At 75.5% G+C, this 18,431-nt stretch carries 20 protein-coding genes; 9 read left to right on the plus strand and 11 right to left on the minus strand.

The genetic code is table 11. The features are described 5' to 3' along the window. Positions 1–24: 24 nt before the first annotated feature. Entirely contained in the window at positions 25–465 is a 441-nt protein-coding gene (locus AC4OR8_RS16405) for a DUF6314 family protein (protein ID WP_492166661.1), read from the minus strand. Further along, on the minus strand, positions 462–1,028 hold the full coding sequence (locus tag AC4OR8_RS16410) for a hypothetical protein (protein ID WP_492166662.1): 567 nt from the start codon (positions 1,026–1,028) through the stop codon (positions 462–464). Before AC4OR8_RS16410 ends, AC4OR8_RS16405 begins: the two co-directional genes overlap by 4 nt. 70 nt (positions 1,029–1,098) lie before the next feature. Between AC4OR8_RS16410 and AC4OR8_RS16415 the strand changes: the two genes are divergently transcribed. Continuing rightward, the gene (locus tag AC4OR8_RS16415; RefSeq protein WP_492166663.1) at positions 1,099–1,260 is read left to right on the plus strand and encodes a hypothetical protein; all 162 of its coding nucleotides are present in this window, start codon (positions 1,099–1,101) and stop codon (positions 1,258–1,260) included. Positions 1,261–1,274: 14 nt separating this feature from the next. Here the strand turns inward: AC4OR8_RS16415 and AC4OR8_RS16420 are convergent, their stop codons facing one another. After that, complete coding sequence (locus AC4OR8_RS16420) at positions 1,275–2,261, minus strand: pyridoxal-phosphate dependent enzyme (protein WP_492166664.1); 987 nt, start codon at positions 2,259–2,261, stop codon at positions 1,275–1,277. Positions 2,262–2,293: 32 nt separating this feature from the next. Then, the gene (locus AC4OR8_RS16425; RefSeq protein ID WP_492166665.1) at positions 2,294–3,514 is read right to left on the minus strand and encodes a serine hydrolase domain-containing protein; all 1,221 of its coding nucleotides are present in this window, start codon (positions 3,512–3,514) and stop codon (positions 2,294–2,296) included. A 251-nt stretch (positions 3,515–3,765) separates the two neighbouring features. Here AC4OR8_RS16425 and AC4OR8_RS16430 point away from each other — a divergent pair, with 251 nt between their 5' ends. Together AC4OR8_RS16430 and AC4OR8_RS16435 are read left to right on the plus strand one after the other, a co-directional pair. Then, positions 3,766–5,028 carry a sensor histidine kinase gene (locus AC4OR8_RS16430; protein ID WP_492166666.1) on the plus strand — a complete coding sequence of 421 codons (1,263 nt, stop codon included), beginning with the start codon at positions 3,766–3,768 and terminating at the stop codon, positions 5,026–5,028. After that, positions 5,016–5,669, plus strand: a complete 654-nt coding sequence (locus AC4OR8_RS16435; protein ID WP_492166667.1) for a response regulator transcription factor — start codon at positions 5,016–5,018, stop codon at positions 5,667–5,669. Before AC4OR8_RS16430 ends, AC4OR8_RS16435 begins: the two co-directional genes overlap by 13 nt. A gap of 66 nt (positions 5,670–5,735) precedes the next feature. Here AC4OR8_RS16435 and AC4OR8_RS16440 read toward each other — a convergent pair whose 3' ends face one another. Together AC4OR8_RS16440 and AC4OR8_RS16445 are read right to left on the minus strand one after the other, a co-directional pair. Next, on the minus strand, positions 5,736–8,192 hold the full coding sequence (locus AC4OR8_RS16440; protein WP_492166668.1) for a PQQ-dependent sugar dehydrogenase: 2,457 nt from the start codon (positions 8,190–8,192) through the stop codon (positions 5,736–5,738). Positions 8,193–8,292: 100 nt separating this feature from the next. Then, a complete protein-coding gene (locus AC4OR8_RS16445) occupies positions 8,293–8,922 on the minus strand; it encodes a GNAT family N-acetyltransferase (RefSeq protein WP_492166669.1) in 630 nt (209 codons plus the stop codon). Between the two features lie 71 nt (positions 8,923–8,993). Here AC4OR8_RS16445 and AC4OR8_RS16450 point away from each other — a divergent pair, with 71 nt between their 5' ends. Then, the gene (locus AC4OR8_RS16450; protein ID WP_492166670.1) at positions 8,994–9,794 is read left to right on the plus strand and encodes an alpha/beta fold hydrolase; all 801 of its coding nucleotides are present in this window, start codon (positions 8,994–8,996) and stop codon (positions 9,792–9,794) included. A gap of 58 nt (positions 9,795–9,852) precedes the next feature. Beyond that, complete coding sequence (locus AC4OR8_RS16455) at positions 9,853–10,794, plus strand: hypothetical protein (protein ID WP_492166671.1); 942 nt, start codon at positions 9,853–9,855, stop codon at positions 10,792–10,794. Between the two features lie 75 nt (positions 10,795–10,869). Here the strand turns inward: AC4OR8_RS16455 and AC4OR8_RS16460 are convergent, their stop codons facing one another. Further along, positions 10,870–11,025, minus strand: coding sequence for a hypothetical protein (locus AC4OR8_RS16460; RefSeq protein WP_492166672.1), 156 nt, complete (start codon positions 11,023–11,025; stop codon positions 10,870–10,872). Between the two features lie 271 nt (positions 11,026–11,296). On the opposite strand from AC4OR8_RS16460, the gene AC4OR8_RS16465 reads away from it, so the two are divergent. Beyond that, complete coding sequence (locus AC4OR8_RS16465) at positions 11,297–12,601, plus strand: LLM class flavin-dependent oxidoreductase (protein ID WP_492166673.1); 1,305 nt, start codon at positions 11,297–11,299, stop codon at positions 12,599–12,601. A 12-nt stretch (positions 12,602–12,613) separates the two neighbouring features. Here AC4OR8_RS16465 and AC4OR8_RS16470 read toward each other — a convergent pair whose 3' ends face one another. Beyond that, the gene (locus AC4OR8_RS16470) at positions 12,614–13,471 is read right to left on the minus strand and encodes an SDR family NAD(P)-dependent oxidoreductase (protein ID WP_492166674.1); all 858 of its coding nucleotides are present in this window, start codon (positions 13,469–13,471) and stop codon (positions 12,614–12,616) included. A 174-nt stretch (positions 13,472–13,645) separates the two neighbouring features. On the opposite strand from AC4OR8_RS16470, the gene AC4OR8_RS16475 reads away from it, so the two are divergent. Continuing rightward, entirely contained in the window at positions 13,646–14,536 is an 891-nt protein-coding gene (locus AC4OR8_RS16475; protein ID WP_492166675.1) for a helix-turn-helix domain-containing protein, read from the plus strand. An 18-nt stretch (positions 14,537–14,554) separates the two neighbouring features. Here the strand turns inward: AC4OR8_RS16475 and AC4OR8_RS16480 are convergent, their stop codons facing one another. The 3 genes from AC4OR8_RS16480 to AC4OR8_RS16490 form a co-directional block, all read right to left on the minus strand. Continuing rightward, positions 14,555–15,247, minus strand: coding sequence for a GAF and ANTAR domain-containing protein (locus AC4OR8_RS16480; RefSeq protein ID WP_492166676.1), 693 nt, complete (start codon positions 15,245–15,247; stop codon positions 14,555–14,557). Positions 15,248–15,326: 79 nt separating this feature from the next. Then, complete coding sequence (locus tag AC4OR8_RS16485; RefSeq protein ID WP_492166677.1) at positions 15,327–15,497, minus strand: hypothetical protein; 171 nt, start codon at positions 15,495–15,497, stop codon at positions 15,327–15,329. A gap of 77 nt (positions 15,498–15,574) precedes the next feature. Continuing rightward, a complete protein-coding gene (locus AC4OR8_RS16490; RefSeq protein WP_492166678.1) occupies positions 15,575–16,252 on the minus strand; it encodes a helix-turn-helix transcriptional regulator in 678 nt (225 codons plus the stop codon). 205 nt (positions 16,253–16,457) lie between these two features. Here AC4OR8_RS16490 and AC4OR8_RS16495 point away from each other — a divergent pair, with 205 nt between their 5' ends. Both AC4OR8_RS16495 and AC4OR8_RS16500 read left to right on the plus strand, forming a co-directional pair. Next, positions 16,458–17,246, plus strand: coding sequence for a GAF and ANTAR domain-containing protein (locus AC4OR8_RS16495; protein WP_492166679.1), 789 nt, complete (start codon positions 16,458–16,460; stop codon positions 17,244–17,246). After that, positions 17,230–17,997, plus strand: coding sequence for a GAF and ANTAR domain-containing protein (locus tag AC4OR8_RS16500; protein ID WP_492166680.1), 768 nt, complete (start codon positions 17,230–17,232; stop codon positions 17,995–17,997). The genes AC4OR8_RS16495 and AC4OR8_RS16500 overlap by 17 nt, the downstream gene beginning before the upstream one ends. The last annotated feature ends 434 nt before the right edge of the window (positions 17,998–18,431 follow it).

An 18,431-nucleotide genomic window follows, 5' to 3' on the forward strand; every position in this document is an offset into this window, starting at 1 on the left:
ACCCGGGCGGGCCAGGCGACCCGGTCACGCCGGACGGTGGGTGGCCACCATCGTGTAGTCCTTGGCCGGGCCGGTGACCTCCCAGGTGACGCGCCACCCGCCGGTCGGCACGCCCGGCTCCACGCGCCCGCGGTAGGTGTCGGCGCCGCACGGGTGCACGACCTGCTCGCCGGGTGCCCAGGGGTGGAAGTCGCGACCGTCCTCGAAGGTCACCCACCAGTCCGGCCCGCGCCGCTCGACGTGCAGCGTGCGGAAGACCGGGGTGGAGAACGGCCCGCGGCCGGTGTCGAAGGTCATCGTGCCGGTCTCGTGCCAGCGCACCCGCCCGTCGGCGTCCAGGCTCAGCTCGGCGGTGCCGGTCACGCGGCGGTGCACCGCGTCGTGCCGGTCGTCGATCTCACGCTGCACCCGCCAGTGCCCCAGCAGGTCGGTGGGCAGCACCGGCGCCGGGGGCACCGGTGTCACCGCGCGTCTCCTCGGGGGTGGCGACGCAGCCGGTGGGGCGGCGGTGGTGCGGTCACGTCCTCGTTCTGGTGGTCCCGCACGGCGATCTTGATCTGCTCGATGTTGTTGCGCAGCAGGTCGGAGACCAGCTCGTCCATCCGCGGGTCGCCCAGCATCTCGATCAGCACCCGCAGCGTCGTCTCGGTGACCTGCCCGACGACCATGTCGTAGCCCGGCAGCCGGCCGAGCAGCCGCACGTTGGGGTCGTGGCGCACCTTGTCGGTGACCAGCGACTTGAGCTCGTCGTGGTTCTCCCGCAGCGCCGCCGACATGTTCTTCGTGTAGTGGCCGGTCTGAATCACGTCGGCCACCTCGTCGAGCACCATGATCGTGATGGGCCGCTTCACCGCCGCCACCACCCGGTCGCGACCGCGGGCGACCTGCCGCACGGCGAACGGCGTGCGCAGCCCGCGGCGCACCAGGAAGCCGGTCACCACGGTGGAGACCACGGCCAGGGCGATCAGCAGCACGACGACCAGCGCGACGAGCTGGGGGGTGCTGAGGCCGGCGACGTGGGGGATCACGGACCCATCCTGCCGGGTGCCCCGACGGCGGTGCGGGTCAGCAGCCCGACGGGGTCTACGCTCGCGCCTCGTGACCACCAGCACCACGCCGCCCGCTGCCGGCGGCGACCTCCCCACCGACGCCGCCGGCGAGAGCGCCGGAGCCGTCGTCGCCCCCCGCTCCGCCGCCGACGCGGGCCTCGACCTCAGCGACCTCGGCGAGGTGCGTCGGGCCCGGTTGCAGCGGATGTGACGCGGCCCGGCTGATCAGCCCGGGTCGGGGCCGTCCAGCGCCGAGGTCGACCCCAGCGAGGTCGCCAGCCGGTCCACCGCGGCGTCGTGGCCGAACAGCCCGGGCAGCCCGCCGGTGTGCACCAGCACGACCCGCTCGCCAGGTCGTACGTCGCCGTCGCGCACCGCCGCGGCGAGCCCGGCGAGCGCCCGGCCGGTGTAGGTGGGCTCCAGCACCAGGCCGGTGGTGCGCGCGGCCAGCACGACGGCGTCCCAGGCGGGCGCGGCCAGCCGGTCGTAGCCCTCGCCCACCTGGTCGGTGCGCACGCGCAGCGCGGGCTGTCCGTCGCCGGACCCGCCGAGGAGCCGCACGACGGCCGCGCGGGGGTCGGCCACCGCTCCGCAGTGCACGCCCAGGACCCGCTCGGCGCCGAGCGCGGCGACCAGCCCCGCCGTGGTGCCGCCCGAGCCCAGCGCCACGACCACGTGGCGCAGGTCGGGCACCTGCTCGACCAGCTCGCGCCCGGCCGCGGCGTACCCCTGCACGCTCGTGGGGCTGGAGCCGCCGAACGGCACGAGGTGGGGCCGGGCCCCCTCGGCGCGGAGCCGGTCGACCTCGTGGGCGGCGGCGGCCGCGAGGCCTGCGGCGTCGACGTCGCCGGCCCGCACCACCCGGGCGCCGAGCAGGGCGTCGAGCAGCAGGTTGCCCCGCGCTGGCGCCCCGGCGGGACCGCCCAGCACCAGCACCACCCGCAGCCCGAGGCGGGCCCCCGCCGCGGCGGTGAGCCGGGCGTGGTTGCTCTGGGCGGCGCCGGTGGTCACCAGCGTGTCGGCTCCCGCCGCCAGGGCCTCGGCGCAGGTCCACTCGAGCTTGCGCACCTTGTTGCCGCCTCCGCCGGGGCCCACGAGGTCGTCGCGCTTGACAACCAGGTCGTCGGGGCGCAGGCCGAGCGCGGTGGCCAGGCGGGGGGCGGGCTCGACCGGCGTGCGCCAGGAGCCGAGGTCGAGCGGGGTGAGGGGCACCCGCCCGTCCTACCACGGCCCCCGGGCGGCGCTCAGGAGGCGCAGACCGCGGCCTCGACGGTGCGGCTGACGTCGGCCACCATGTCGAGGCTGGTGGGCAGCGCGGTCACGGTGACCACGGCCCAGCGACCGTCGTCGGTCACCAGGTTGCGGGTCTCGAAGCCCTGGATGTCGCCACCGTGACCCCATCCCCGCACGCCGCACGACAGCCGGTGGGAGGCCAGGCCCAGCCCGTAGCGCCACCCCGGGTCGGCGTCGAAGCCGGGCGCCGCGACGGAGCGCCGCATCTGCGCCAGCTGCTCGGGCGGGAGCAGCTCGCCGCCGAGCAGTGCCTCCATGAAGCGGCCGAGGTCGTGGGGCGTGGCCACGAGCTGGCCCGCGGCCCACCCGAGGGAGGGGTCCATCCGCGTGAGGTCGTGCCACTCGCCGCCGGGCTCGTCGGCGAGGTAGCCGCGGGGGTGGCTGCCGCGGATGCGCTGCTCCCCGACACCGGGCCAGTAGGTGTCCTCCAGGCCGAGCCGGTCGATGATGCGCCGCTCGACCTCCTCGGCGATCGGACGACCCGTCACCTGCTGGGCCAGGAGCCCGAGCAGCACGTAGTTGGTGTTGCTGTACTCCCACTCCGAGCCGGGAACGAAGTGGCGCCGGCGGTCGAGGGCGGCGTCGACGAGCTGGTGCGGCTCGACGTAGGTGTGGGCGACGGCGCGCAGGGTGCCGCCGGCCTCGACCACGAGGTCGTCGTAGTCGGGCAGGCCGCTGGTCTGCTGCAGCAGCTGGCGCACGGTGATCTCGCGACCGTCGTTGCCGCGCCCGCGCACGACGCCGGGCAGGTACCGCTCCACCGGGGCGTCGAGGTCGACGCGGCCCTCCGCGACCAGCTGCAGCACGACGGTGGCGGTGAACATCTTGGTGTTGCTCGCGATCCGCACGCGGGAGTCGAGCGGCACCGGGGCGCCGGTGTCGAGGTCGGCGACCCCGGCGCGGTAGGTGCGCACCTCGCCGTCGGAGCCCCGCACCGTGGCGATCACGCCCGGGAACCCGGAGCGCTCCACCAGGCGGTCGAGCCGGCGCTGCACGACCGCGTCGCCCGACCCGGGCGTGGGCTCCGCGGCGACGGGGGCTGCGGGGGAGGGGGTGGACGCCGGGCTGGACGCGGGGGTGGACGCCGGGGCGGGTGAGGTGACGGCGACGAGGGAGGCCAGGGAGAGGGCTGCGGTGACGGCGGCGAGCCGAGCACGGGGGAGAGGCGACACGGGATCGTTTCCTTGCTGATCGGGGGGTCTTCCGGACACCTCCACGCTCGCGCAGCAACGCCCGGTCCTCGATCCGGCAGGCTGGCGGGTCGATGGTGCAGCAGGCACCACCATCCGCCCGCGTGGGACCTCCTGGCCCCGCGGCGCCACTAGGGTGACGACCGGCCGCACCGGCCCCGGTCCGCCGCGGCGCGCCGCGCCCGCCAGCACCCGGGGACACCCACGAGCACGCACGACGAGGGCACACCACGATGGACGCCACCACCCGCCAGCGCGCTCGGACGACGACGTCCGGGCGCGTCCTGCGCGACGCCGTGCGCTCCGCCGAGCAGCTGCTCGGCGGGCTCGGCACCGCCGTCCTGGCGCTGGGGCTGCTGGCCTGGCTGTGCGTGGTGGCGGCGGCCTGCCTGGTCGGCGTCGGGCTGCTCGCCGTCCCCGGCACGCTCCGCGCGCTGCACGCCCTGGCCGGTCACGAGCGCGAGCGGCTCGCCCGCTGGGGGCCGGACCTGCGCGCCCCCGACACCCGCGACGCCGGCGCCGGCGTCCGCGCCGCGCTGGCCGACGCATCCACGCGGCGCGAGGGCGCCTGGCTGGCCCGCCACGCCGTGCTGGGCCTGCTCGCCGGCCTGGTGGCCGCGCTGCTGCCGCTGCTCGCGGTGCGCGACCTCACCTTCCCGCTGTGGTGGTGGGCGATCCCGGCGGAGTACGCCTCGCCGTCGCTGGGGTTCTGGATCGTGACCGGCTGGGCCGGCGCCGCGGCGGTGGTCGTGCTGGGGGCGGCCTGGGCGGGGCTCGCGCTGCTGGCCGTGCCGCCGCTGGCCCGCCGCCAGCTGCGCACGGTGCGCCGCCTGCTCGACCACGACCGCGGCGACCTCACCCTGCGGGTGGCCGAGCTGACCGCCACCCGGGCCGCTGCCCTCGACGCCCACACCACCGAGCTGCGTCGCATCGAGCGGGCCCTCCACGACGGCGCCCAGAACCGGCTGGTGGCCGCCACCGTGCTGATCGGTGCCGCCCGCCGCAGCATCGCCACCGGGCACGGCGAGCGCGCGGAGCCGGCCCTGGGGCGGGCGCAGGACGCCGCCGAGCTCGCCCTGGCCGAGCTGCGCGCCGTCGTCCGCTCGATCCTGCCGCCGGTGCTGGCCGACCGCGGCCTGGCCGGTGCGGTCGCGGGGCTGGCCGCCGCCTCGCCCGTGGAGTGCACCGTCGAGGTCGACGTGGCCGAGCGGTGCCCGTCGGCGGTCGAGGCCACCGTCTACTTCACCGTCGCCGAGGCCCTCACCAACGTCGCTCGCCACAGCGGAGCCCGCCGCGCGCACGTCGAGGTCCGTCGGGCCCGCAGCCGCCTGCACGCGCTCGTCACCGACGACGGCCACGGCGGGGCGGCCGAGGGACACGGGTCGGGGCTGGCGGGCGTGCGCACCCGGGTCGAGGCGATGGACGGCCGGTGGTCGCTGGACAGCCCCGTCGGGGGCCCGACCCGCCTGGAGGTGGAGCTGCCGTGCGGATCGTGATCGCCGAGGACGACCCGCTGCTGCGTGAGGGGATCGCGGCGCTGCTGACCGCCGAGGGCCTCGACGTCGTCGCCACGGCCGGTGACGCCGCGGGGCTGCACGCCGCGCTGGAGACGCACCGGCCCGACCTCGCGGTGGTCGACGTGCGGATGCCGCCGACCCACTCCGACGAGGGCATCCGCGCCGCGGTCGCGGCCCGCACCCGGCGCCCCGACCTCGCGGTGCTCGTGCTGTCGGCGTACGTCGAGCAGAGCTTCGCCACCGAGCTGCTCGCCCAGGGCAGTGCCGGGCTCGGCTACCTGCTCAAGGAGCGGGTGGGCCGCGTGGAGGTGTTCCTCGACGCCCTGCACCGCATCGCGCGCGGCGGCACCGTCATCGACCCCGAGGTCGTGCAGCAGCTCGTCTCGCGGCGTGACGACCGGCTGGCCCGGCTGACCGCGCGGGAGCGCGAGGTGCTCGCCCTGATGGCCGAGGGGTGGGGCAACACCGCCATCGCGGCGCGGCTCGTGGTCACCGACGGGGCGGTGCACAAGCACATCCGGTCGATCTTCGCCAAGCTCGACCTCGACCCGGCCGACGACACCGACCGCCGGGTCGCCGCGGTACTGCGCTACCTCGACGGCTCCGCGGGCCGGCGCTGACCCGACGGCGCTGACCCGACGGCGCTGACCCGACGGCGCCGACCCGTCCGCGGCGACCCGTCCGGCTCAGCCGCGGCGGTAGACCACCCGCCGGTGGCCGGGGCGCTCGTCGAGGTCGGGGGCGACCAGGCTGTGGGTGCGGGGCGAGCCGTCGGCCCAGCGCTGGAACACCCACCGCCGACCACGCACCCACTGCACCCGCGGCGCCGACACGGTCACCTGCGAGCCGGTCACGAAGGTCGCGGTGGCCGGGGTCCGCAGCCGGTTGCCACCGACCGACACCACCGCACCGCGCGGGGTCGAGGCGAAGCGAACCGCCTGCGGCTCGGGGTCGAGGGTGCGCTCGACGGTCGTCGTCAGGCCGCGGGAGTCGGTGGCCGAGACGGTGAGGGCGAGCGACGAGGGGTACTCGTGGTCGGGTGCGGTCATCGTGGCCGACGAGCGGTAGAGCCACTCCTCGACGGGGTGGGTGTGGCAGATCGACGGGCAGTGCCGGATCGCCAGCGACCAGCGGAAGGCGTCCTCACCCAGGTCGCCGTCCTCGGCGTCGGTGGCCGTGGCCGCGAGCGGGATCCGCTGACCGACCTGCCAGCGCAGGTCGTCGCCGGGGGAGAGGACGTCGACGGCGGGCGGGGTGTCGCCGGGGAACACCTGCACCGCGGCGCGGTCGTCGGCGCGGCCGTCGGAGACCCGCACCGCCACCGCCCGGTTGCGCGGCTCGTCGTACGTCTGCTCGACCTGCGGGCCGGTGGCGTCGTCGAAGTCACCGTCGGCGTCGAGGTCCCAGGCGTACTCCAGGCGGTCGCCGTCGGGGTCGCCGGAGCGTGAGGCGTCGAAGGTGACCGTGAGCGGCAGGTCGCCCCAGGTGCGGTCGGCCGCGAGCCGCGGCGTCGGCGGCTGGTTGCCGCGGGTGTAGCGGATCCGGTGCAGCGCCCCTGCCGAGGCGGTGGGGTAGCCCATCGGGTCGACGCCCAGGTCGAGGTAGTACAGGTCGCCGCCGGGGCCCTCGACCAGGCCGATCGGGCTCGCCGCACCCTCCACCAGCGGCTCGACCCGGTCGGGGTCGGGCACGCCGTCGCGGCCGGCCCGCATCGCCCAGATGCACCCCCGGGAGTAGTCGGAGAAGACCAGCGCCCCGCGGTAGCGGCCCGGGTAGCCCGCGGCGGCAGTCACGAACGCCATCCCCGAGATCGAGGCCGAGCCGGTGGGGCAGGCCTCCCCGGGCGTCACGGTGCCGCCGCGCGTGGCGTAGGACCAGTACGGCGCCACCGCGCCGCGCGGGGTGCCGGCGTCGTCGTAGAGGTGCTCGCACATCTTCATGTCGAGCACGTCCCACGCCGGGTTGCGCCGGTCGCCCTCGTAGCAGGGCCAGCCCAGGTTGGCCACGGCGTCGGTGGGGTCGACGATCCGGTTGACCTCCTCGCGGCGCGACCCGCCGACGTCGCCCACCCACAGCTCGCCGGTGCCGGGGCGGAAGGCGAAGCGGAACGGGTTGCGCAGGCCGTGGGCCACCATCCGTGCCGCGTTGGCGTCGGGGTCGCCGGCCAGCGGGTTGTCGGGTGCGCCGAGCCCGGTGGCGGGGTCGAGGCGCAGGACCGAGCCGTCGATGCCGACGGGGTCGCCGGGGATGTCGCGGGAGCGGAGGTCCTGGCTGCGCAGCGACCCGCCCTGGCTCCAGGTGGCGTCGTCGGTGGCGATCGGGTCGCGGCAGGGGTTGCCGGCCTGGCCGTGGTCCTCGAAGACGAAGCTCGCGCCCTCGCCGATGCTGGCGTAGAGGTACCCGTCGGGACCGAAGCCGACCGAGCCGGTGGCGTGGCTGGGGTACTGCAGGCAGCCGTCGTCGACCAGCACCTCCTCCTCGCCCACCATGCGGTCGCCCTCGGCGGTGAGGCGCGACAGCCGCGCGCCGACGACGCAGCCCTCGCCCATCGGGTCCTCGCAGGCGTCGTACGGCACGCCGGGGGTGCCCCACGCCGGGGCGGGTGCGTCGTCGAAGGGCACGTGGTCGTAGGCGTAGAGCACGTAGACCGACGGGTCGGCGGGGAAGTCGGGGGCCAGCGTCATGCCGAGCATGCCGCGGTCCCAGTAGTTGTGGACCGCGGTGCTGAGGTCGGCGAACACCTCGCCGGAGGGGTCGTCGAGGGAGTCGTGCACCCGCAGCACCCCCGACTTCGACGCGACGAACACCCGGCCGTCGTCGGCGAAGTCGACCGCCGTGGGCTCGTCGAGGCGCGACATCACCACGGTGTCGTGGAAGCGGTCGGGCAGCTCGGGCTCCCCGGTGGCCACGGCGGCGCGGCGCGCGGCGCGGTCGGGCGAACGCCGGTCGCCGGACGGCGCGGCGGTCCCGGCGTGCGCCCCTGGGTGTCCGTCGGGGTGCCCGTCGGGGTGCCCGCCCTCGTGCGCCCCGGCCACGGGCAGCGGCACGGGCAGCGCCACGAGCGGCGCCGCGACCAGCGCGGCCAGCGCCAGCAGCGCGGGGGAGCAGCGACGGCGACCCCTGGTGAGCAGGCTCCACCCCATGCGCGACCCCCCGGTCCGGTGCGACCCCCCGCCGCACGACGTCGCGAGGCTAGGGGGCCGGGCCCGTGCAGGTAAAGAGCGACACCCGGTGGGGCCGCGCTCAAGCGAGGTCGAGCCGCATCACGACGCGACGGGCGGTGGGGCGGGCGACCTCGTGCAGCCCGGCCGCGGCGAAGGTGGCGACGGTGCCGACGTGCAGCTCCTCGGCGATGCCACCGGCGGTGAGCAGCGGGTAGGCCTCGACCGCACGGGCACCCCGCGCCCGGGCGTGGTCGACCGCCGCCCGGGCCAGCGCCCGGCTGACGCCGCGGCGCCGCGAACCGGCGCGGGTGAAGAGGCAGGTCACCGCCCAGACGCCGTCGTCGGCGGGGTCCTCGTCGCGCCCCACCCACGGCACCCGGTAGGCCCGCACCAGGCCGCCGTACGCGCTGCGGGGCTCGACGGCGCACCAGCCCACGGGCTGCTCGCTGCGGTAGGCCACCAGGCCGCTGGTCGGCGCGCCCGGCGTGTCGCAGCCCGCCTGCTCCCGCAGCCGTGCGGCGCGCTCCTCGACCGGGACGGCGGCGAACGTCTCGCCCGGCGACAGCCTGTACCGCTGGCACTGGCACCGCGCCCCCTGGCCGCGCGTCCCGAGCACCGCCCGGAGGTCGTCCCACGACGCCTCGTCGGCAGGCACCACCACCGTGTCGTCCGCGACGTCCAGGTCGTCGGCGTCGTCCGAGTCGTCCATGTCGACGCATCGTGCCAGGTACCGACCGGCCGCGGGCGGGTCAGCGACACCGACCGCCTAGGCTGCGCCGGGTGACGAACGAGCAGTCGCCGGCGGTGCACTCCACCGAGGTGGGGGGACCCGCCGGTGAGCCGGTGGTGTTCCTGCACGGCCTCTTCGGCCAGGGCCGCAACTTCAGCCAGGTGGCGAAGTCCCTCGAGCCCGACCTGCGCTCGCTGCTGGTCGACCTGCCCAACCACGGCCGGTCGGGCTGGACCGGCTCGGTCGACTACCTCGACGTCGCGGACGTGGTGGCCGAGCACCTGCGCGGCGGGTTCGCCGCCGACGGACCGGTGCACGTGGTGGGCCACTCGATGGGCGGCAAGGTCGCCATGGCGCTGGCGCTGCGCCACCCCGAGCTGGTGGACCGCCTGGTCGTCGTCGACATCTCGCCGGTCGACACCGACGGCACGGGGGAGTTCGAGCACCTCCTGGACAGCCTGGCCCGCCTTGACCTCGACGCGATCGAGCGCCGCGCCGACGCCGACGAGCTGCTGGCCGCCGACGTCGACGACGAGCGCGTGCGGGGCTTCCTGCTGCAGAACCTGCGCACCCACGGATCCGGCTTCCGCTGGCAGGCCGACCTCGCGCTGCTGCGCGCCGAGCTCGCCACCATCGGCGGCTTCCCCGCGCTCGACGCGACCTTCGACCACCCGGTGCTGTGGATGGCCGGGGAGCGCTCGCCGTACGTGCGGGAGGAGCACGGCGCCCCCATGCGACGGCTGTTCCCGCGCACCCGGCTGGTGACGATCAAGGGCGCCGGCCACTGGGTGCACTCCGAGCAGCCCACGGCCTTCGTCTCCGCGCTGCGGGTGTTCCTCACCGCCGACTGACCGACCTGCGGGCCGGTCGAGCACCGGGGATCCTGGACGCCGGGGGCAGACTCCCGGCATGACCCGCGCACCGTGGAAGTGGCTGGCGGCCCGCATCGAGTCGCTCGACCCCGAGACCGACAGCGACGAGATCATGCGGCTGGTCGCCGAGCACCAGCTCAACGACCCGATCGTCAACCTCACGCTGCTGGTCACCACCGCGCAGACCGCCCTGCCGCCGACGGCCTCGGCGACGCTGGTCGGCACCGGGAAGATGCTGCACCGGGGGGAGGAGCGCTTCCACGACGGCAGTGGGTACCTGATGACGTGGTTCACCCAGGGCGCGCGCAGCGAGGCCACCCGGGCGTCGGTGGAGCGGCTCAACCGCTACCACCTGGGCCTGGCGAAGCGGTTCCCCGGCGCGTTCGGCGACAACGACGAGTACGTCTACACGCTCTGCGCCGTCGGCGACTTCCTGCCGCGCATGCGTGAGGTGCTGGGGCTGCCGCCGCAGAGCCCCACCCTCGACGTCGCCTGGCACCACTTCCTGCGCGACCTCGCCGAGCTGTTCCGCGGGGAGCACGGACCGGTCACCGGCTTCCCCGACGACCTGGCCGGCGTCCGTGCGTTCGCCGCCGCCTTCGAGGCCCGCGACTGGCCGTCGACCCCCGAGGGCCACGAGCTGGTGGAGGGCATGGTGCGCCAGTACGCCGAGCGGTTCTTCCCGCCGCCGATGCGCTGGTTCGCCCGCACCCAGGCGCTGCTCCTGCTGCCGCCCCGCGTGCGCGAGGTGCACCGCACCGGTGAGCCGGGGCCCGTCGCGGGCGCCGTCGTCCGAGTGGTGATGCGGTGGGTGCTGCTGGCGCAGGAGTCGTGGTGGCCCGACCGACGACGCCGCTTCTCCAAGACCCGCGCCGGGCGCCGCGGCCAGGCCCGGGCGCGCCGTCGCGCCGCGCAGATGCAGCGTCGCTACGACCGTCGGGTCGCGCGCGGCGAGGTAGTGCCGCCGGCTGCGGGGTGAGGCCCGGGTAGGCCCAGCACTCTCCGACGTCGGTCCCCAGGCCCGGACGACGCGTTGGGACGCAACGACGGGCTGCTAGCGTCCGCGGCTGTGGAGCCGCGGACGATCGACGTCGACGGGGTCGAGCTGCACGTGGGCGTGACTGGTCGCGGCGCCGACGTCGTCGTGCTCTCGGGTGGACCGGGGTGCGTGCACCACCTGGAGCGCGACGAGCTCGCGGTCCCCGGCCATCGCTGCTGGTACCCCGAGCCGCGCGGCGTCGGTCGGTCGGGCGGGGGAGCCCATGACATGGAACGGGCGATCAGCGACCTGGAGGCCGTCCGGGTGCTGTCGGCGTCGCCCGCTGGACCGTCGTCGGCCGCTCCTGGGGCTGCGACCTGGCCGTGCGCTACGCCGTGGAGCACCTAGAGGCGATCGGCGTGGTCGGCGTGGTCGGCGTGGTCGGCGTAGCCGGCAGGGGCCGCAGCGCTCGGCGTGACGTTGTCCACGTGACGGGGGTGCGGTGGCGGTGAGCACGGTGATGAAGCTCGTGTGGGCCTACGTCGGCGTCGTCCTCGGAGCGGCGCTGGTCGCGGTCGTCTACCTACGGGTCTCCGACGACGAGTCGCCGCTGATGACGGGCGTCGGCATCGCTGTCCTCACCGCCGTCTCGGTGGTCGCGGCCCGGCGCGAGTCCCGCAGGGCGGCGCGACGCCGGATGCCGCAAGGCGCGCAGCACCGACCCGCAGCCGGAGACGGGTGCGGGGTGAGCAGTCTGCGCCCGAACAGCGGGCGCCCGGCGGGCTCGGGGGCATCCCGGCGCGGGGAAGGCATGGGCGGCGCGGGTGGTTGTCCCGTCGTGAAGCTGTCGCTGCTCGACCGGTCCCGCACCCGCGCCGGCGTCGGGGAGGGCGAGGCGCTGACGCACACGGTGGAGCGGGCCGTGGCGGCGGAGCGGCTGGGGTACGACCGGTTCTGGGTCGCCGAGCACCACGGCGTCCCGGGCGTCGCCTCGGGTGCACCCGCGGTGCTCCTGGCGGCGATCGGCGCCCGCACCGACCGCATCCGCCTCGGCTCCGGGGGAGTGATGCTGCCCAACCACCAGCCGTTCGTGGTCGCCGAGCAGTTCCTGGTGCTCGCCGGGCTCCACCCCGGTCGCGTCGACCTCGGCGTGGGCCGGTCGTCGGGGTTCACCGGCCCGGTGCGCCGCGCGCTGCGCCAGGACGACGACCGGCCCGACACCTTCGCCGAGGACGTCGCCGAGCTGCGCGGCTACCTCCGGCGCAGCGCACCGGTGACCGCGCGTCCGGCCCTCGCCGAGGAGGTGCCGCTGTTCGTGCTGGCCACCGGGCGCGGGATCGACGTCGCCGCACGCCTGGGCCTGCCGGTGGTGGTGGGCGGGCCCGTGCTGTCCGAGCCCGACGTCGGCGAGCGGCTGTCGGCGTACCGCCGCGAGGTCCGCGCCCACCACCCGGACCCCCCTCGGGTGACGATCTCCCTCGACGTGCTGGTGGCCGACACCGACCGCGAGGCGCGCGAGCTGGCCCTGCCCGAGGTGTGGGCGATGGTGCGGTCGCGTCGCACCGGCACCTTCGGGCCGCTCGAGCCCGTCGAGGAGATCCGCGGCTCCCGGTGGGAGGACCAGGACCGGAGGCGGGTCGAGGCGGGGCTCGCCGCTGTCGCCGCGGGGAGCCCCGCCACGGTGCGTCGCCGGGTGGAGCAGCTGGTCGAGGCCACCGGCGCCGACGAGCTGCTGGTGACCGGGTCCACCTACGACCGGGCGGCGCTCGCCGCGTCGGACGCCGCCGTCGCCGACCTGCTCGCCTGAGCGGGCCCGGCCTCAGCCGACGGGGAAGTCGGTGGTGACCGCGAGCGGCCGGCTCGCCTCGACGTCCGTCTGGAGCGCACGCACCCGGCTCGCGGCGAGGTCGAGGGAGTCGGAGCCGAGCAGCTGGTGGAGCGGCGCACCGTCGCCGGCGGCGACTTGGATGATCGCGGCCGCGACCGCGACGGGGTCGCCGAGCTGGGTGCCGGCCATCGCCCGGTGGGCCTCGGCCATCTCGCGCACGGCGTCGTAGCCGTCGGCGACCACCGTCGCCGAGCGCAGCGAGGCGGGGTCGAGGAAGTCGGTGCGGGTGTAGCCGGGCTCGACCAGGTTGACGCGGACGCCGTGGTCGGCGACCTCAGCGGCGAGCGCCTCGGTGAGCGCCTCGAGCGCGAACTTGCCCGCGCAGTAGAGGCCCCAGCCCGGGAAGGTGGTGAGGCCGAGGATGCTGGAGATGTTCAGCACGTGCCCGCTGGCCTGCCGGCGCATCAGCGGCAGCGCGGCTCGCAGGACGTTCCAGGCACCGAACACCTGGACGTCGAACATCTCGCGCGCCGCGGCGTCGCTGACCTCCTCGACGGCGGCGAGGAAGCCGTACCCGGCGTTGTTGACCACGACGTCGAGACGACCGGTCCGCTCCGCCGTGGCCTGCACCGCCGCGGCGACGGCCCCCTCGTCGGCGAGGTCGAGGGCGACGGCGAAGAGCCGGTCGGTGTCGGTGTCACCGAGGGCCTCCAGGAGCCGCTCGGTGGAACGGGTCGTCGCGGTGACGTAGTCGCCGCGCTCGAGCAGCTGGCGCACCAGCTCGAGCCCGAGGCCGCGGGACGCGCCGGTGACGAACCAGGTGGCGGGGGTGTCGGTGGGGTAGGGCATGGGTCCTCTTCTCCGGGTGGCGCGGCCGGTGTCGACCGCTCGTCCAGTCTTGGCCGGTCGGCGGCGCCGTGGGCCGCCACGTCGGGGCCGCTGCGGACCAGGACGCCCCTGCCCAGGACGCGGCGTCCTCGGTCCGGGCGTGCCGCACCCCGGCCGGCGCGGGAGGATGGTCCGGTGCCGGTACGCAACAGCGAGCTCGCGGACTTCCTGCGTCGCGCCCGGGGACGGGTCGACCCGTCGCGGGCGGGGCTGCCGCCCGACGGGCGCGCCCGTCGGGTGCCTGGCCTGCGACGCGAGGAGGTCGCGCTGCTGGCCGGTGTCTCGACGGACTACTACGCGCGGCTCGAGCAGGGCCGCCCGATCACGCCCTCGCCCGAGGTCGTCGACGCCGTGGCCCGGGCCCTCGAGCTCGACGAGGCCGGTGCCGCCCACCTGCGCCACCTGCTGGGCGCGCGCGGGTCCGACGTGCGCCGGGCACGCCTGCCGCAGGTGCAGCGGGTGCGCCCCGGCCTCCACCAGCTCCTCGACGACCTCGAGGAGCAGCCGGCCCTGATCCTCGGACGAGGTGCGGAGGTGCTGGCGAGCAACCGCCTGGCCCGGGCGCTCTTCACCGACTTCGACCGCCTGCCGGCCGCGGAGCGCAACTACGCGCGGTGGATCCTGCTCTCGCCGCAGGCCCGCGACCTGTTCCTCGACTGGCCCGACCAGGCGCGCACGGCGGTCGAGACCCTTCGCCTGGCCCACGGCACGCATCCCGGCGACCGTGCCATCGGCGACCTCGTCGCGCTGCTGCTCGAGCAGAGCGCGGAGTTCGCCGGCTGGTGGGCCGAGCACGGTGTCTACCAGCGCACCCACGGGCGCAAGCACCTGCGGCACCCGGTGGCCGGCGAGATCGTCGTCGGCTACGAGACCATGCTGCTGCCCGGCGACCCCGACCAGACGGTCTTCCTCTTCACCACCGAGCCCGGGAGCCCGTCGCGCTCGGCGCTGCGGCTGCTGTCGAGCTGGAGCACCCCCGCCGGCCGGCATCCCTCACCCGCGGGCGGCGCCGACGGGCCGCGGTGACGACGCTCGTGGGGCTCGCTACTCGCCCGGCAGCCGGCGGGTGGTCACGATCTGCTGCGCCAGCTCGCGCAGCTTGAGCTGCTCGGTCGTGGACAACCGGGTGAGCAGGGCGAAGGCCACGTCGGGGGTGAGGTCGAAGCGCTCCATCACGATGCCCATGGCCTGACCGATGACGCTGCGGGTGTCCAGCCCCGCCGCGAGGTTGTCCGACTGGCGCACCGCCGCCAGCGCGATGGCCACGTGGGCGGCCAGGGCCAGGCCCTCGGCCTGGTCCTGCTCGCTGAACGCGTCCTTCTCGGAGGAGTACATGTTCAGCGCGCCCAGGGAGTCACCGTCGGTGAACAGCCAGATGGCCAGCACGCTGCGGACGTCGTGCTCTTCGGCCACGCGTGGTCCCCACGTGGGCCAGCGGGGGTCGTAGCCGACGCTGGGGCTGACGATGAGCTGGTGCTCGTCGATCGAGCTCAGGCACGGCCCCTCGGACAGCTCGTACTGCAGGTGGTCGCAGTCCAGCGCCGTCTGCCCCACCCAGGCCGGGGTGTGCACCTCGGTGCCCCGCACGATCGAGATGCCCACCGACTCGGCACCGTCGATGTTCGACACCGCCAGCCGCGCCGCGGAGTCGAGGGTGGCCTGGGCGCCGTCCTTGCCCTGCATGTCGCGGGCCGCGGTGGCGAGCCAGGTCGACAGCGGTTCCATGTTGGTCGGCACGACCTCAGTGTCGCCGACCGTTCGACGGGACACCAGGCCACCCCCGGTCACCCGACGACGGCAGGGGGTCAGCCGGTCGTCACGGTGGCAGGTCGAGGCCGATGGCACGCCCGACGGGGCGTGCCTGCAGCTCGACGGGCGGGCCCCACTGGGCAGTGGCGTCGAGTCGGGTCAGCAGCTCGCAGCGGCCGTCGGACCACACCGTCACCAGGAGGTCGAGCTGCTGGACCTCGACGCGGCCGGCCAGCACGCGGACGACGTGCGGACCTGGTGACCCGACGGGGGCGGTGGTCGGTCGCTGGCCGGCCGGGGGGAGCCCGCCGAGGATCACGTGGTCACCGCCGTGGGGCCGCTCCGCTCACCGACGGCGGGGAGCAGGGTCATCTCCGGCCGCGCGGGGGTCGGGGCGCCCCCACCGCCGCCGAGCCCCCACAGCACCGCCTGGGCGCGGTGGGTGATCCCCAGCTTGCGGTAGCCCGAGCGCAGGTAGGTCTTGACGGTGCTGGGGCTGAGCGACATCTCGGCGGCGATCTCGGCGTTGGACAGGCCTCGACACACCAGGGCGAGCACGTCGGCCTCCCGCCCGCTCAGGGCGCCTGCCCGCCCGTCCTCCGGCGCGTTGCTCACCCCGCCTGCCGACCGCAGCACCCGGGGCTGCGAGCGGGCCCGGCGCAGGGTCGCCACGAGGTCGTGGGCGTCGGCACGCATCGAGACCACCTCGCTCGCGCCCAGGTCCCCGGCCTGCTCCGGCCCGGCGGGTCGCTCCCCGCTGAGGACGACCACCGTCGCCACCGGCCCCGTCGGCAGCGTGGCGAGCACCGCACGCGGATGACCCTGCGCCACGACCACGACGTCGACCGCCGGGTCGTCGTCGGTGAGCAGGGTGACCTCGTGCGAGCGGTCGCCCAGCACGTGCACGAAGCCGGCGTGCAGCAGGAGGGGGAGGCGGAGCAGGACGCGGACCGGTGGGGAGGGGGTCAGCAGCTCGAGCGCTTGAACGGCCACGGGAGGCCCTTCGACGTGGTCTGCGGCAGAGCCGTTTCTTGACTCGGCAGACCACGACCACGTTAGCGCCTCCCGGCGGTGGAAGCGAGCACCACACGTCTGCTCCTCGAGTGACGCGGAAATCGCCCCGACCGGCTAGTGTCGACGAAACGTTCCCGCTGACAGCGGGGCTCGGCCCGTGGCCGGCGACAGGGGAGGGGGCGCGGTGGCTCCCTCAGTCGACGCGATGCGGTCAGCGCTCAACGCCGCCGTCACCGGGGCTGCGCCCGGACTCTCTGCGGCCAACGAGCTGTGCGCGGCGTGCGTGCCCCTGCTCGGGGTGGACGGCGCTGCGGTCTCGATGATCTTCGACGGGGCCTCGCGCGGCACCTTCGGGTCGAGCAGCGAATCGAGCCGGCGGCTCGACGAGTACCAGTTCACCTTCGGCGAGGGGCCCTGCCTCGACTCGGTGTCCTCACGCGAGCCGGTGCTGGTGCCCGACCTCGACGCCCCGCACGAGCGGCGGTGGCCGGCGTTCACCGGGGCCGTCCTCGGCGACGGAATCCGTGGAGTGTTCGCGCTCCCGATCATGATGACCTCGGTGTGCGTGGGCGCGCTGGACCTGTTCCGTGAGGGCCCCGGGCCGCTGGCCGACGAGCAGCTCACCGGCGCGATGCTGGCCGCCGAGCTCGCCACGCTGCCGTTGCTCGACCTGCTCGCCAGCGACACGTTCGACGCCGACGGCGGCCTCGACGCGCAGCTGATGGCGCAGGGGGAGGACGCCTGGGGTCTCCTCGCCGACATGGACCGGATCGAGGTCTACCAGGCTACCGGCATGCTCATCTCGCAGCTCGACGTCGACCCCCCCGAGGCGCTGGTGCGCCTGCGCGCCCACGCCATCGCCACCGGGCAGACCGCGAGCGACGTCGCCTGGGCCATCCTCGAGCGCCGGCTGTTCCTGGACCGCGACGACCAGCACGGCAGGGGAGGAGGTATCCATGAGCGACACTCCTGACACCGGCGAGCACCGCGAGCGCGACATCGTGCGGGCGTTCGTCGAGCTGTCCAACGAGCTGGTCGGCGAGTACGACATGGTGGACCTGCTCTCCAACCTCACCACGAGCTGCGCGCGGCTGCTCAACGTCGCCTCGGCGGGCCTGCTGCTGAGCGACGCGGGGGGCACGCTGCACGTCGTCGCCGCGTCCTCGGAGCGCACCCGCCACCTGGAGCTGTTCCAGCTGCAGCGCAACGAGGGCCCGTGCCTCGACTGCTTCCACAGTGGTGAGGCCGTGCTGGTCCCCGACCTGGCCGAGGCCGGGCGGTGGCCACGCTTCGCCGAGGGCGCGCGTCGGGCCGGTTTCGTGTCCGTCCACGCGCTGCCCATGCGGCTGCGCGACACCGTGATGGGGGCCCTCGGCCTCTTCGGCGAGCATGTCGGCGACCTCGACCCTGAGGACGTCGCGCTGGCCCAGGCGCTGGTGCACGTGGCCGGCGTCGCGATCGTCAACGAGCGCTCCGCCTCCGACCGCGCCGCGATCCACGCGCAGCTGCAGCACGCCCTGACCAGTCGCATCGCGGTGGAACAGGCCAAGGGGGTCGTCGCCGACGCCGGCCACCTCGAGATGGAGGAGGCCTTCAACGTGCTGCGCGGCTACGCCCGCGACCACAGCCGCCGGCTCAGCCACATCGCCGTCGAGGTCGTCAACCGCGAGCTGCGCAGCGACGACCTGCTCCAGCACGCCCGGTCTGCCGCCATCATCACCTGATCCGTCAGCACCACTGACCGCCGTCGACCCCGGCAACGGCCTTCGTGACCCGGGGCAGGTCCCAGCGCGTGGGCTGCGGGGGTTTCGACACGGGCGCTGCGCGCCCTGCTCGACCATCGGACGGGCCGCTCTTCGGTGGTCGAGTGCCGAGGAGCGCCAGCGACGAGGTATATCGAGACCCCGCAACCGTCCGCTGGGACGCGCCCAGGGCAGGTCCCGGCGCGGGCCGCGGGGTTTCGACACGGGCGCCAGCGCGCCCTGCCGACCAACGAAACGGGGGACCGGGCGCGGGGCGCGCTGCCGACCGACGAACTGGCCCCTCCTCGCTGGTCGAGTGCCGAGGAGCCCTTCGAGACGCTCGCTGCGCTCGCTCCTCAGGAACCACGCCAGCGACGAGGTGTATCGAGACCACCGAACCGTCCGCTGGGACTTGC

This window comes from Nocardioides sp. FY1077, assembly GCF_058681775.1.